Origin of the sequence: Cytobacillus gottheilii (assembly GCF_900166665.1) — a bacterium.
Lineage (GTDB): Bacteria > Bacillota > Bacilli > Bacillales > Cytobacillaceae > Cytobacillus > Cytobacillus gottheilii_A.
The window spans coordinates 2,855,049-2,868,620 of sequence record NZ_LT800494.1 but is presented as its reverse complement, the minus strand read 5'-3'; the positions used below and the strand labels follow the sequence as shown (position 1 = coordinate 2,868,620).

Genomic DNA, 13,572 nt, shown 5'->3' with positions numbered 1-13,572 from the left:
ATATATGGCATTTGAAGGTTTAGCCGACCGACTGCAGAATACGATTCAGAAAATCCGCGGCAAAGGGAAAATTGGGGAAGCTGACGTCAAAGAAATGATGCGTGATGTACGGCTTGCGCTGCTTGAAGCCGACGTTAACTTTAAAGTAGTAAAGGAATTTGTTAAAAAGGTTAGCGAACGTGCTGTAGGGCAAGAGGTAATGAAAAGTTTAACACCGGGACAGCAGGTCATTAAAGTGGTTAAAGAGGAACTGACAGAGCTAATGGGCGGTGAGCAAAGCAAAATTGCTGTTGCCAACCGGCCGCCAACCGTCATTATGATGGTAGGTCTGCAGGGTGCTGGTAAAACAACCACTACCGGAAAATTGGCCAACCTGTTGCGCAAAAAGTATAACAGAAATCCAATGCTTGTTGCGGCAGATATTTACCGTCCAGCAGCGATCAAGCAGCTTGAAACGCTAGGCAAACAGTTGAGCATGCCTGTTTTCTCATTGGGAGATCAAGTGAGCCCTGTTGAAATTGCTAAACAGGCTATTGCTAAGGCGAAGGAAGACCATAACGACTATGTACTCATTGATACAGCAGGCCGTCTGCATGTCGATGAAGCATTAATGGATGAGCTTACCCAAATCAAAGAGCTGACCAAACCGGATGAAATTTTCCTTGTCGTTGACGCAATGACAGGGCAGGATGCGGTAAATGTTGCATCAAGCTTTAATGATCTGCTTGGCTTAACAGGTGTCGTGTTAACAAAGCTGGATGGAGACACACGAGGCGGCGCAGCGCTTTCCATTCGATCTGTAACCAATACACCGATTAAGTTTGTTGGTTTAGGTGAAAAGCTGGATGCTTTGGAGGCTTTCCATCCTGAACGTATGGCGTCCCGTATTTTAGGCATGGGCGATGTACTTACTTTGATTGAAAAGGCGCAGGCCAATGTGGATGAAGAAAAAGCAAAAGAGCTTGAAAAGAAAATGCGCAGTGCATCATTTACACTCGATGATTTTCTTGAACAGCTTGGACAGGTCCGCAATATGGGACCGCTCGATGATCTTCTGAAAATGATGCCTGGTGCCGGCAAAATCAAGGGATTAGACAAAATGAAAATCGATGAGAAGCAAATCACGCATGTTGAGGCGATCATTCAATCGATGACAAAAGCGGAGAAAGAACACCCTGAAACAATCAACGCGAGCAGACGCAAGCGGATTGCGAAGGGAAGCGGCAGAACTGTACCAGAAGTGAATCGTTTATTGAAACAGTTTGATGAAATGAAAAAAATGATGAAACAGATGACAGGAATGCAGCAAAAAGGCAAGAAAAAAGGCGGCTTCAAGCTTCCATTTAAGCCTTTTTAATGTAAAAAAAACAGCTTTTTAAGCTATGTAAAGAAAAAACACTTTACAAACCAATTAGAACTTGATAATATACTATCTTGTGTGAAACTATTCGGAGGTGCATTTTAAAATGGCAGTAAAAATTCGTTTAAAACGTATGGGAGCAAAAAAGTCTCCTTTTTATCGTATTGTAGTAGCAGATTCTCGTTCTCCTCGTGATGGACGTTTTATTGAAACAGTAGGAACTTACAATCCAGTTGCAGAGCCTGCAATCGTTGATATCAACGAAGAGCTTGCACTTAAATGGCTTCAAACTGGTGCTAAGCCATCTGACACAGTACGTAACTTATTCTCTAAAGAAGGCATTATGGAGAAATTCCATAACGCTAAGCACGGCAAGTAATTTCTTGAATGATGAAAGAGCTGATCGAAACAATTGTTAAGCCCCTTGTTGATTTTCCGGATGAAGTTCAAGTAGATGTTCTTGAAGAAGACAACAGAATAACCTACCAGCTTTCTGTCAATAAAAATGACATGGGCAAAGTCATCGGAAAGCAAGGGCGGGTTGCAAAAGCAATCCGAACTGTTGTATACGCAGCAGGCTCATCACAACAAAAGAAAATCTACTTAGAAATAAGAGAATAATAATAGAAAAGCTGAAGTGGCTCGCCACTGCAGCTAGATGAAAAAAGGAGGGGAAACCCTCCTTTTTCTTATAGAAACAATAAAATTTTCAGCTCTGTTTTCAAAAAAATAGCGGTTAAGAATATTCAGGTGCAGTGTTATTTATGACGTATGTATTTGTGCAGCCAGGTCACTGTCTTGGCCTATCCAATCGACAAGTTCTCTTTAAATTCAGTTATAATATGAATAGCTAGTTTGAATAGGAGGCGATATCACATTGAAGCTTATACAGACGGTGACCATAAAACAAGTCCTGACGGAGACGACAAAAAATCAGCTGGAAACAGAATATGAGACAGAACGGCAGCAGCTGTTAAAAGAAATCGATCAGCTGCATTTCGAGTTGAAAAAGCTTGAAAAAACAAAAAAATATCAAGTCAGCAGTTTGCGCAATCAGTTTGAGAAAGAAATTCAGAAACGGGCTGAAAAGGAAAAACTGCTTGATTTTCAAATACAGCAATTACATATGCTACCTTTAGGCAGTGAAATAAAATCAGATGAAGTACAAGCACTCTTGGAGATAAAAGAAGGAGATTCCTGGGATAAGTTCCAGGAAAGGAAATCCATTATCATTAAGGACGGAATTGTAGATGAAATTCGCTAGAGGTGATCAAGATGCAAAAATATTATAATGTCGGAAAAATTGTTAATACTCATGGAATTAAAGGGGAAGTAAGGGTAATATCGAAAACGGACTTTGCAGATGAACGCTACAAGCCAGGCAATAATCTTACCCTATTTATGCCTGAAGCCAAGGAACCGATTGAGCTTACTATAAAATCACATCGAAAACACAAAAATTTTGACCTTTTAACATTTGACGGGTATGAAAATATTAATGAGATAGAAAAAATGAAAGGCGGCATTCTGAAGGTTTCTGAAGATCAGCTTGGTGCCTTAGAGGATAACGAATTCTATTACCATGAAATTATTGGCTGTGAAGTGACAACAACAAGCGGTGAAGAGATTGGCAAAATTAAAGAGATCCTTTCTCCCGGTGCAAATGATGTGTGGGTCATTAAAGGAAAAGGCGGTAAAGAACTTTTAATCCCTTATATCGAGGATGTTGTGAAAAGTGTAGATGTAAAAACGAAGCAGATCGTTATAGAGCCGATGGAAGGGCTGCTTTCATAATGAAGATTGATGTTTTAACGCTTTTCCCAGAAATGTTTGAAGGTGTTTTTGGCCATTCGATTTTAAAAAAAGCAGCGGAACAGAAAGCTGCACAATACAACGTAGTCAACTTTAGAGAATATGCTGATAATAAACATAAAACAGTGGACGATTATCCGTACGGCGGGGGAGCGGGCATGGTTTTAAAGCCGCAGCCGATTTTTGACGCGGTGGAGGATGTGAAATCTTCCAGTGAAGCCAAGCCTAGAGTGGTCCTTTTATGTCCGCAGGGTGAACGCTACAATCAAAAGAAAGCGGAAGAATTGGCGGCTGAAGAGCATTTGATTTTTATCTGTGGTCATTATGAGGGCTATGATGAGCGGATCCGTGAGCATATTGTAACAGACGAAATTTCAATCGGTGATTTTGTTTTAACAGGCGGCGAGCTTGGTGCGATGGTGATCATCGATAGTGTTGTCCGGCTTCTTCCAGGCGTATTAGGCAATGAAGAGTCTCACCAGAAGGATTCCTTCAGCACAGGGATGCTTGAGCATCCACACTATACAAGACCGGCAGATTTTAGAGGCTTGAAAGTACCAGACGTTTTAGTATCAGGCAATCACGCTCATATCGAGGAATGGAGAGTAAAGCAGTCTCTGAAAAGAACATATACAAGAAGACCTGATTTGCTTGAAGACCTTGAATTATCAGATACACATAAAAAATGGCTGAATGAAATAAAAAAAGAGGATAAATAGCATTGAAGTTACGTTGTAAATATGCTATGATATTTTTTGTGACTTAGGCTGAACAAGTTTCAGCAGAGGTCTTATAACGATGTTCCGCTGCAAATAGAAATGTTGTGCATGAGCGTCTGTTCGAGAGGAGTTGAAAACGATGCAAAAATTAATCGAAGAAATCACAAAAGAACAACTTCGTTCTGACCTTCCTGCGTTCCGTCCTGGTGATACTGTACGTGTACACGTAAGTATTGTTGAGGGTACTCGTGAGCGTGTTCAGGTATACGAAGGTGTTGTGATTAAGCGTCGTGGTGGCGGAATCAGTGAAACTTTCACAGTTCGTAAGATCTCTTATGGTGTAGGCGTTGAGCGTACATTCCCTGTTCATACACCAAAGATCGCGAAGCTTGAAGTGATCCGTCGCGGTAAAGTTCGCCGTGCTAAGCTTTACTACTTGCGTAACCTTCGCGGTAAAAAAGCTCGTATTAAAGAAATTCGATAATGTTAAAACGCTAAAGGAGCTTGTTCATCAAGCTCCTTTTTCAATAGAAAAACTTAATCGTTTGACTGAGCAAACGCCTTCCGCTTTTCTATGATCCAGCTGCAGTGGCTAGCCCCTCGAGGTCTTAAGCCAATCCGTCTAAGAGGTTAAAGAACAACCTCTCAGCAGGCTCGTCTTAAGCTTGTCGGGGCTGGGCAAGCCACTTCCGCTTTTCTATGATCCAGCTGCAGGCGTTAGGGACTCGAGGTCTTAAGTCAATCTGTCCTAAAGGTTAAAGAACAACCTTTACGCCATCTTGCCTTAAGCTTGTCGTCCCTGAGCAAACGCCCTCCGCTTTTCTTTGATCCAGCTGCAGTGGCTAGCCCCTCGAGGTCTTAAGTCAATCTGTCTAAGAGGTTAAAGAACAACCTCTCAGCCAGCTCGTCTTAAGCTTGTCGGGGCTGAGCAAGCCACTTCCGCTTTTCTTGATATTATTACATAAATGTTAAATAATAAAAAATAGAGCTTCCCATCGTGTGTATGTGGAGAAACAGTTGTACAATAAGTTTGAGGAAGTTTGTTGAACTTATTTTTAGCAGAATTTTTTTGAAAGCTGGTGGGAGTATGGCGAAAAAGAAAAATGAATTATGGGAATGGACGAAGGCTTTATTAATTGCGGTTGTTTTAGCGGCGGTAATCCGCTATTTTTTATTTGCCCCCATCGTAGTGGATGGTTTATCTATGAGGCCGACTTTGCAGGATCAGGATCGGATGATCGTCAATAAACTCAGCTATACAGTTGGTGAACCTGATCGCTTTGATATTATTGTTTTTCATGCACCGGAAAATAAAGACTATATTAAACGCGTGATTGGTCTGCCAGGCGACACGGTAGAGTATAGGGATGATATCCTATATGTGAACGGCAAAGCCTATGAGGAGCCGTATTTGGACGAATTCAAGTCACAGGTTATCGATGGTCCTTTAACAGAGCCGTTTACCCTTGAAGATAAAATCGGTGAGACCACCGTACCGGAAGGGCATTTATTTGTTATGGGTGATAACCGCAGATTCAGCAAAGACAGCAGACATATTGGTGCAGTGCCAATGGAAGAAGTACTTGGAAAAGCAAGTGTCATTTATTGGCCGATTGAAGATGTACGTTTAGTGAATTAACACCTAGAGGAAGGTAGCTTATAAGAAAGAGGTGAACACATTGACGATTCAATGGTTTCCCGGCCATATGGCAAAAGCGCGCAGACAAGTAACAGAAAAGCTGAAATTAGTGGATATTATTTTTGAACTTGTTGATGCCCGTATCCCGTATTCATCACGTAATCCGATGATCGACGAAATTATCCAGCATAAACCGCGGCTTGTTCTCTTAAACAAAGCGGATATGGCGGACCCTCATGCAACAAAGCAGTGGATTGAATATTTTAAAGGGAAAGGCATCAAAGCCATCGCGATCAATTCCCAAGCTGGGCAAGGGATGAAGGATATTACAGCAGCAGCACAAGAAATTCTGCAGGAAAAATTTGACCGTTTAAAAGCAAAAGGGGTTAAACCTAGGGCAATCAGAGCGATGATCGTTGGAATTCCAAACGCCGGAAAATCGACGCTCATTAACCGGCTTGCAAAAAAAAATATTGCAAAGACAGGGAATATGCCTGGAGTCACAAAGGCACAGCAATGGATTAAGGTAGGAAAAGAGCTGGAATTGCTCGATACACCAGGGATTCTATGGCCAAAATTTGAAGATCAACATGTAGGCTTAAAGCTGGCTCTGACAGGAGCAATCAAAGACACCATTTTAAACCTTCAGGATATAACGGTTTATGCACTGCGCTTCTTTTCTGAAAAATATCCAGCAAAGCTGAAAGAGCGTTTTAGCCTTGAACAGATTCCGGAAGACATTGTTGAACTTTTCGATGAAATTGGAAGGCGCAGAGGCTGTCTGATGGGCGGCGGCGCTGTTGACTATGACAAAGTGACCGAACTTGTCATTCGAGAATTTCGTTCCGAGAAATTCGGTAAGATTTCATTAGAGTGGCCATCTGAATTAAATCAAGAATCAGAATAAAGCAAATTGGGTCTTCTGACAAAGAAGGCCTTTATTTTTTGCTGTATAAACCGATAAAAAATGAAAGAGCTTTAAAAGGAGCAGCAATATGAAGCAGAGTATAGCGGAAATCAAAAATAAATTAATAACCGTTCAGGATGAGAACGACCCATATGTAAAGCAGTTATCAGCTGATGAGCGCAAAGGGGTACAGTCCTTACTTGCAGCATGGCATAAAAAAAGAGCGCAGGAAAAGAAAGAGCAATCTAAATTTAAAGAAATGACCCATTTTGAAGAAAAGTACCATAATCAGGGCTATGAGCTCATCGCTGGTGTTGATGAGGTGGGAAGAGGCCCTCTAGCTGGTCCTGTAGTAGCTGCAGCTGTCATTTTACCTGCAGATTTCTATCTCCCAGGTATCGATGATTCAAAAAAGCTTAATGAGCAAAAAAGATTGTGCTTCTTTCATACGATCATGGAACAAGCTGCAGCAGTCAGTATTGGCGTTATAGAGGTAGAAGAAATAGATATGATTAATATATACGAAGCGTCAAAAAAAGCGATGATAACCGCTGTAGCCACTTTAAAGACACAGCCGGATTTTCTGTTGATTGATGCCGTAAAATTGGATGTTCCTTATCCTTATGAGGCTATAATTAAGGGTGATGGCAGATCAATCTCGATTGCGGCTGCATCCATTGTGGCAAAAGTAACAAGAGACAACATGATGCAGGCTTTAGATGAACAATATCCAGGCTACGGATTTGCAAGCAATATGGGATATGGAACAAAGGAACATCTACAAGGAATTGAAACGCACGGCGTATTACATATTCATCGGAAAAGTTTTGCTCCGATAAAGGAATATATAGCAAAAAGCAGATAAGAGGGTGAACATAATGGGGCAGATGGGGATTGCAGGCCTTTTTATGAAGAACGATCAAACGATCACAAATAAAGCAGCGCAATTTAGACCAGGTCAGATTGTAAGTGGAAAAATCATTAAACATTATCCAAATCAGACAGCAGAAGTGCAAATCGGCGGCCAAAAAGTGATCGCCCAGCTGGAAACACCGCTTGCAGCCAATGAACGCTATTGGTTTCAAGTGCAGAATGGAGAAGGAACCGTTCATTTAAAAGTCCTTGAAGGTACAGGTGCAAATGGGAGAATGCTCACAGCTACTCCGGAAAGTCTCTTACAGCAATTTCAGCTGCCTGTTTCTAAAGAGCATCTTTCTCTGCTTCAATTTTTTACGAAAGAACAGCTCCCCCTGACTGCAGAAACCTTTAAGCAGGCTTCAGAATGGCTGAAAAACAGTCATTCTGAAGCCGACGGGTTCCAAGCACTAAGAGAAATGTTTACTCGGCAACTGCCATTTACAAAGCAAGTGTTTACCTCATTACAAGCTGCTTTCGATCAAGACTCAATAACAGCACTGCTTCAAAATTTGCAAAAAGAGCTATCACAGACGGGGTCCGTAAGGGGAATGTCACAGCTGACAGCTGCAATAAGTACGTTAACAGAATCCTTTCAGGAAAAAGCGGGGAAGGAGCTGTTATCTCAGCTGATGAAACAATGGCTAACCTCAGCTGATTTTAATAAATCCTCTGCAGCCTATAAACAGCTTCAGACCTTGGGATTTCTGCCGGCAGACACCATTGAGGGAAATGCCTTAACAAGCGTCATTCGAACGATCTCAGAGCAGCTACCTGCAGGTAAAGCCGAGATTGCATCGGCCTTAAGTGATGTACTAAGAAGTAATCAGCCTTCAGAACGTCCTAATTTCATAATGAACTTAACCAAGCTGCAGGACTTAATGACAGAGCATGGACCTCAGCAGGAGCTTACAAACCTGCTTAACAGCGTGAGAACCAATGCCATTCAGCTTCCTATAGCTGCAAACTCATTGCAAAAACTAATTCAGCCGGTTTTACAGCAGATTGCAGCTGATGTTAAAGATTTTGGTGCATTATTACCTCATAACCAGCAGCTGAATAATAGCACCATTCGAATTGGTCAGCAGCTGCTTGATGGCGAATTGCCGCTGTTAGCGAACAATGTTCAAGATTCCTCTCTCTCTGTAGAAGAATCAGCTCTTTTTAGGGAACAAATGAAGAGCATAATTAAGCTTTTAGGATTATCACATGAACATGATGCCATGCAGGTTCTAAAGCAGCCTAATGAAGATGGTGTGAAAAACTTAGATTCTATTAAATCCCTGCTGCTGAGTCAACTGCATGACGATCTGTCTCCTGCGCTGAGAGATGCAGCAGATAAGGTGGTTAATAGAATTACTGGCTTTCAGCTCCTTTCACAGGAGATTGGACCTATTCAACAATATGTATACCAGATTCCTTTTTCTTTTTTAGGGAAAGTCAATGACGTGACGATGCAGTGGAGCGGCCGCAAAACGGCAGAAGGGAAAATCGACCCAGATCATTGCCGCATTTTATTTTACCTCAATTTAGATTCATTACATGAGACGGTTGTAGATCTGCGCGTGCAGGCAAGAGTGATTAACATGGCTGTTATTAATGATACTCCAGGTTTACAAACGGTAGTTCAGCCTTTTATACCGATTCTAAAAGAGCGGTTAATGGAGCATGACTATAAGCTTTCCGCTCTGGAATTTAAGACCAGCGCAGACAAGACACAGAAGCCTGTGCAAACATCGTTTTTATCACAGAATCAGCCTAAATTCAGCGGATTGGATATAAGAATATGAAAAATGAACATCTACGCAAATCAGCAGTTGCATTGTCATATGACCAAAATAATGAAGGTGCGCCAAAGATCACGGCAAAAGGAAGCGGCTATATTGCCGAGAATATTTTAGAAAAAGCACGAGAACATGAGATTCCCGTTCAGGAGGACGCCTCATTGGTAGAATTGCTCGGTAAGCTAAATATCAATGAAAATATCCCAGAGGATCTGTATCAGGCTGTAGCTGAGGTGTTTGCATTTATCTATCGTGCCGACAAGGCAGCTGGAAAAAAGAGTCTGAGACAATAGTCTGCTAGTAATGAACCCGAACAAAAAGCGAATTTATTTCTGACTTAACGTTCGGGTCTTTTTACTGAGAGGTGAGAACACTTTCAAAAATAAAAAAGACAGAATAATCTTATTCTACTAAAATATTGCGAAATTATTTATAGGACATAAACAATGATTTTTCAAGGGAAAACCCCTTTTGTGCATTAAAATTGTAAAGAATTTAAATATTTCATCTATAATGCTAGACAACCCCAGTGTCATTTTATAAAATGAAAGCGCAGTCTAATTTTGAAGAGCTTGATAGGAGGATGGGAAATGAATATACATGAGTATCAAGGTAAAGAAGTCCTCAGACAATACGGGGTAGCAGTTCCAAATGGAAAGGTTGCTTTTACAGTTGAGGAAGCTGTTGAAGCGGCGAAAGAACTTGGCACAGACGTTTGTGTGGTAAAAGCACAAATCCATGCTGGCGGAAGGGGTAAAGCTGGCGGTGTTAAGGTTGCGAAAAACCTTGAGGAAGTCCGTACATATGCATCCGAGATCTTAGGGAAAACACTTGTTACACATCAAACAGGTCCTGAGGGGAAAGAAGTAAAACGCTTACTAATTGAAGAAGGCTGCGATATTCAAAAAGAATATTATATCGGTCTTGTATTAGACCGCGCTACTTCTCGTGTAACATTAATGGCATCAGAAGAAGGCGGTACTGAGATTGAAGAAGTAGCAGAAGAAACTCCTGAGAAAATTTTCAAAGAAGAAATTGATCCAGTTGTAGGGTTAACGGCTTATCAGGCGCGCAGAATTGCATTCAATATTAATATTCCTGCTAAACTAGTTAACCAGGCTGTTAAATTTATGATGGGCTTATACAGTGCCTATGTTGATAAAGATTGTTCGATCGCAGAAATCAACCCGCTTGTTGTCACTGGCGACGGAAAAGTTATGGCTCTAGATGCAAAGCTGAATTTTGATTCAAATGCATTATATCGCCAGAAGGCTGTAGTGGATTTCAGAGATTTAGAAGAAGAAGATGCGAAAGAAATCGAAGCATCAAAATACGATCTAAGCTACATCTCTTTAGATGGAAATATTGGCTGTATGGTTAATGGAGCCGGCCTTGCAATGGCAACAATGGATATCGTTAAACATTATGGCGGCGATCCGGCTAACTTCCTTGATGTTGGGGGCGGCGCTACAGCAGAAAAAGTAACAGAAGCATTCAAAATCATCCTTTCTGATCAAAATGTTAAAGGTATCTTTGTCAACATTTTCGGCGGAATCATGAAATGTGACATTATCGCAACAGGTGTTGTGGAAGCTGCAAAACAAGTTGGTCTAGCTGTACCTCTAGTGGTTCGTCTAGAAGGAACAAACGTAGAACTTGGCAAGAAAATTCTTGCAGAATCAGATATTGATATTATCGCAGCTGACTCCATGGCTGACGGAGCACAAAAAATCGTATCCCTAGTCGGATAAACTGCTGAGGCTGTCTTTCTTTTAATGCTGTCTTAATGATTATTTTTTATGGTTAAAATATGCTGAGTGATTGGAACGGAAGGGTGCGAGACTCCTGCGGGAGAAGTGGAAAGGTTGAGACCCCGCAGACGCGTAAGCGTCGAGGAGGCACAACTTCCACCCGCGGAAAGCGAGCACCCTGGAGTGGAAATAACTACTTCTCGTTTCATTTTAAATGAAATAGAATTAGGAATACAGCCTAGCCAACAACACTTATACACTATTAAAATGTGATAAAAGATAACCCGGAAAACAGGAAGGAGAATTAACGTGAGCGTTTTTATCAATAAAGATACAAAAGTAATCGTTCAAGGAATCACAGGCTCAACAGCCCTTTTCCATACAAAACAAATGCTTGAATATGGTACAAAAATTGTCGGCGGTGTAACTCCTGGTAAAGGTGGCACTGAAGTAGAAGGTGTACCTGTTTTCAACACAGTTAGTGAAGCAGTTAAAGCAACAGGCGCAAATGCATCTGTTATCTATGTGCCAGCTCCTTTCGCTGCAGATGCTATTTTAGAAGCGGTAGATGCTGAACTGGACCTTGCTATCTGTATTACAGAACATATTCCTGTATTGGATATGGTCAAGGTTGAACGTTATATGGAAGGTAAGAAAACACGTCTAGTTGGACCAAACTGCCCAGGTGTTATCACTCCGGACGAATGTAAAATCGGTATCATGCCTGGTTATATCCATACAAAAGGCCATGTAGGTGTTGTTTCCCGTTCTGGAACGTTAACATATGAAGCGGTACATCAGCTGACTCAAGCTGGTCTTGGCCAATCAACAGCTGTTGGAATCGGCGGAGACCCTGTTAATGGAACAAACTTTATTGACGTATTAGAAGCGTTCAATGAAGATCCTGAAACAAAAGCGGTAATTATGATTGGTGAAATCGGCGGTACTGCTGAAGAAGAAGCTGCTGAATGGGTGAAAGCTAATATGACTAAACCTGTTGTCGGCTTTATTGGCGGCCGCACTGCACCTCCAGGAAAACGCATGGGCCATGCTGGTGCGATTATTTCTGGCGGAAAAGGAACAGCAGATGAGAAGATTCGTGTTATGAATGAGTGTGGAATTGAAGTAGCGGATACTCCTTCCGTTATGGGTGAGACCTTAATCAAAGTACTAAAAGAAAAAGGTCTTTACGAACAATGTAAGACACATTAATAACATGTAAATAAGAAATAGTCCTCCAAATAATGGGGGACTATTTCTGCATGATTAAAACATAATCGGAGGTTCAAAATGGACGAATTTACAAGAAGATTAACTCATCTTCAGCAATGCAGAGGCATCGGCTGGAAGACCATCTATCATATCCTTAAATTAAATCCCACTCTATCACAAATTTATGACCACAATTTTTTACACCAATTCTCTACTCTTTTTAAATCCCCCGCATTTTTAAACAGCGCCAATTATGATCTTCAGGCAGACACTATTCCCAAAAAAATCATGCATTATGAAAAAAATTACATCAAAATTATCACAGTTGCAGATGAATGCTATCCTCAAAGGTTACAAGAAACATTTCAGCCTCCCTGGATTCTGTATGCCAAAGGAAATTTAGCTTTGTTAAAGAGCAAGCATTGCCTTGCAGTGGTTGGCTCGAGGCAGGCAACTTCCTATGGTCATAAAGTGATCCACAATCTTTTTCCAAAATTAATTATGAATCAAGTTGTGATTGTCAGTGGCTTAGCAGCTGGAATTGATACCATTGCGCATGAAACGGCTATAAAAGAAGGCGGGCGTACAATTGGAGTTATCGCGGGCGGTTTTTCACATATTTATCCAAAAGAAAATACTGCACTTGCACACTATATGATGAGAAACCATCTTTTGCTTTCTGAATATGCCCCAGATTCAAAGCCTGAGAAATGGCAGTTTCCGCAAAGGAATCGCATTATAAGCGGAATATCTTCAGCCACACTCGTTGTACAAGCCAAGAAGCGAAGCGGCTCTCTCATTACAGCCAGTACCGCACTGAATGAAGGCAGAGACGTGTTTGCAATTCCAGGTAATGTAGCTGATCCGCAATCCGAGGGAACAAACGAGCTAATCCAAAAAGGAGCAAAGTTAATTATGAAGGCAGAAGACATTCTGGAAGAGCTTAATTACAAGTGAAAATCTTTGAGAGCAAATAGTCTTTTTTAGCTAAAATAGAACTTTTTATAAATAATTACAGTCAAAAATAAAGGAATTTGTGTAAAAAGCTTGAATTTCTATAAAAACTGTTATACATTTTGCAACAGATGTTTGTCACCGATTTCATTTTCTTAAAGACTGTAATATGATGCTTAATTAGATGAATGTAGAGTGAATATTCAATGAAATGATTATTCAGTTTTAAGGTTAAATTTGACAAAGCTGAATAACATGATGAATAATAATGAGTATTTCATGGACTTCTGAATAAATGTAAATCAAAATATAGTTAAAAAAGGCTCTTTTCTAAAAGTTTGTTGTTTTTGGATAAGTTTTCTATTGGATAAAAGACTCGTTGATTGGAGCAGAAGGTGCGAGACTCCTGCGGGAGAAGTGGGATAGGTGAGACCCCGCAGGAGCGTAAGTGACGAGGAGGCTCAGCGCCCACCCGCGGAAAGCGAGCGCCTGGAGCGGAAATCAACTTCTGCTCATTTA

16 protein-coding genes are annotated in these 13,572 nt (G+C 41.0%); 15 read left to right on the top strand and 1 reads right to left on the bottom strand.

Annotated features, from left to right (window positions below; all coding sequences use genetic code 11):
* Positions 1-4 precede the first annotated feature (4 nt).
* The 15 genes from ffh (at position 5) to dprA (ending at position 13,056) form a co-directional block, all read left to right on the top strand.
* Positions 5-1,357: a signal recognition particle protein gene (gene ffh, locus B7E07_RS14155; RefSeq protein ID WP_080846471.1), complete on the top strand. Its 1,353-nt coding sequence runs from the start codon at positions 5-7 to the stop codon at positions 1,355-1,357.
* Positions 1,358-1,466: 109 nt separating this feature from the next.
* Positions 1,467-1,739: a 30S ribosomal protein S16 gene (gene rpsP / locus B7E07_RS14150; RefSeq protein WP_066446665.1), complete on the top strand. Its 273-nt coding sequence runs from the start codon at positions 1,467-1,469 to the stop codon at positions 1,737-1,739.
* An 11-nt stretch (positions 1,740-1,750) separates the two neighbouring features.
* Positions 1,751-1,981: a KH domain-containing protein gene (locus B7E07_RS14145; RefSeq protein WP_080849201.1), complete on the top strand. Its 231-nt coding sequence runs from the start codon at positions 1,751-1,753 to the stop codon at positions 1,979-1,981.
* Between the two features lie 256 nt (positions 1,982-2,237).
* Entirely contained in the window at positions 2,238-2,624 is a 387-nt protein-coding gene (locus B7E07_RS14140; protein WP_080846470.1) for a YlqD family protein, read from the top strand.
* 11 nt (positions 2,625-2,635) lie between these two features.
* Positions 2,636-3,154: a ribosome maturation factor RimM gene (rimM, locus tag B7E07_RS14135; protein ID WP_080846469.1), complete on the top strand. Its 519-nt coding sequence runs from the start codon at positions 2,636-2,638 to the stop codon at positions 3,152-3,154.
* Positions 3,154-3,891: a tRNA (guanosine(37)-N1)-methyltransferase TrmD gene (trmD, locus tag B7E07_RS14130; RefSeq protein ID WP_080846468.1), complete on the top strand. Its 738-nt coding sequence runs from the start codon at positions 3,154-3,156 to the stop codon at positions 3,889-3,891. Before rimM ends, trmD begins: the two co-directional genes overlap by 1 nt.
* A 139-nt stretch (positions 3,892-4,030) precedes the next feature.
* Entirely contained in the window at positions 4,031-4,375 is a 345-nt protein-coding gene (rplS, locus tag B7E07_RS14125; protein WP_066446651.1) for a 50S ribosomal protein L19, read from the top strand.
* A 603-nt stretch (positions 4,376-4,978) separates the two neighbouring features.
* On the top strand, positions 4,979-5,530 hold the full coding sequence (gene lepB / locus B7E07_RS14120) for a signal peptidase I (RefSeq protein WP_080846467.1): 552 nt from the start codon (positions 4,979-4,981) through the stop codon (positions 5,528-5,530).
* Between the two features lie 40 nt (positions 5,531-5,570).
* Complete coding sequence (ylqF, locus tag B7E07_RS14115; protein ID WP_080846466.1) at positions 5,571-6,437, top strand: ribosome biogenesis GTPase YlqF; 867 nt, start codon at positions 5,571-5,573, stop codon at positions 6,435-6,437.
* A gap of 88 nt (positions 6,438-6,525) precedes the next feature.
* Positions 6,526-7,302 carry a ribonuclease HII gene (locus tag B7E07_RS14110; protein ID WP_080846465.1) on the top strand — a complete coding sequence of 259 codons (777 nt, stop codon included), beginning with the start codon at positions 6,526-6,528 and terminating at the stop codon, positions 7,300-7,302.
* A 43-nt stretch (positions 7,303-7,345) separates the two neighbouring features.
* The gene (locus B7E07_RS14105; RefSeq protein ID WP_218970427.1) at positions 7,346-9,142 is read left to right on the top strand and encodes a hypothetical protein; all 1,797 of its coding nucleotides are present in this window, start codon (positions 7,346-7,348) and stop codon (positions 9,140-9,142) included.
* Positions 9,139-9,429, top strand: a complete 291-nt coding sequence (locus B7E07_RS14100; RefSeq protein WP_080846463.1) for an EscU/YscU/HrcU family type III secretion system export apparatus switch protein — start codon at positions 9,139-9,141, stop codon at positions 9,427-9,429. Before B7E07_RS14105 ends, B7E07_RS14100 begins: the two co-directional genes overlap by 4 nt.
* A gap of 297 nt (positions 9,430-9,726) precedes the next feature.
* Entirely contained in the window at positions 9,727-10,887 is a 1,161-nt protein-coding gene (gene sucC / locus B7E07_RS14095) for an ADP-forming succinate--CoA ligase subunit beta (protein ID WP_080846462.1), read from the top strand.
* A gap of 309 nt (positions 10,888-11,196) precedes the next feature.
* A complete protein-coding gene (gene sucD / locus B7E07_RS14090) occupies positions 11,197-12,099 on the top strand; it encodes a succinate--CoA ligase subunit alpha (RefSeq protein ID WP_080846461.1) in 903 nt (300 codons plus the stop codon).
* Positions 12,100-12,177: 78 nt separating this feature from the next.
* Positions 12,178-13,056, top strand: a complete 879-nt coding sequence (dprA, locus tag B7E07_RS14085; RefSeq protein ID WP_080846460.1) for a DNA-processing protein DprA — start codon at positions 12,178-12,180, stop codon at positions 13,054-13,056.
* 310 nt (positions 13,057-13,366) lie between these two features.
* On the opposite strand, the gene B7E07_RS23930 is transcribed toward dprA, so the two are convergent.
* Positions 13,367-13,572, bottom strand: a 206-nt coding sequence (locus tag B7E07_RS23930) for a hypothetical protein (RefSeq protein WP_218970426.1), incomplete at its 5' end; no start/stop codon positions are given.

Excerpts from the sequence above, each read along its gene's own strand:
- ffh (WP_080846471.1), top strand. The coding sequence starts at position 5 with ATGGCATTTGAAGGTTTAGCCGACCGACTGCAGAATACGATTCAGAAA.
- rpsP (WP_066446665.1), top strand. The coding sequence starts at position 1,467 with ATGGCAGTAAAAATTCGTTTAAAACGTATGGGAGCAAAAAAGTCTCCT.
- B7E07_RS14145 (WP_080849201.1), top strand. The coding sequence starts at position 1,751 with ATGAAAGAGCTGATCGAAACAATTGTTAAGCCCCTTGTTGATTTTCCG.
- rimM (WP_080846469.1), top strand. The coding sequence starts at position 2,636 with ATGCAAAAATATTATAATGTCGGAAAAATTGTTAATACTCATGGAATT.
- trmD (WP_080846468.1), top strand. The coding sequence starts at position 3,154 with ATGAAGATTGATGTTTTAACGCTTTTCCCAGAAATGTTTGAAGGTGTT.
- rplS (WP_066446651.1), top strand. The coding sequence starts at position 4,031 with ATGCAAAAATTAATCGAAGAAATCACAAAAGAACAACTTCGTTCTGAC.
- lepB (WP_080846467.1), top strand. The coding sequence starts at position 4,979 with ATGGCGAAAAAGAAAAATGAATTATGGGAATGGACGAAGGCTTTATTA.
- B7E07_RS14110 (WP_080846465.1), top strand. The coding sequence starts at position 6,526 with ATGAAGCAGAGTATAGCGGAAATCAAAAATAAATTAATAACCGTTCAG.
- B7E07_RS14105 (WP_218970427.1), top strand. The coding sequence starts at position 7,346 with ATGAAGAACGATCAAACGATCACAAATAAAGCAGCGCAATTTAGACCA.
- B7E07_RS14100 (WP_080846463.1), top strand. The coding sequence starts at position 9,139 with ATGAAAAATGAACATCTACGCAAATCAGCAGTTGCATTGTCATATGAC.
- sucC (WP_080846462.1), top strand. The coding sequence starts at position 9,727 with ATGAATATACATGAGTATCAAGGTAAAGAAGTCCTCAGACAATACGGG.
- dprA (WP_080846460.1), top strand. The coding sequence starts at position 12,178 with ATGGACGAATTTACAAGAAGATTAACTCATCTTCAGCAATGCAGAGGC.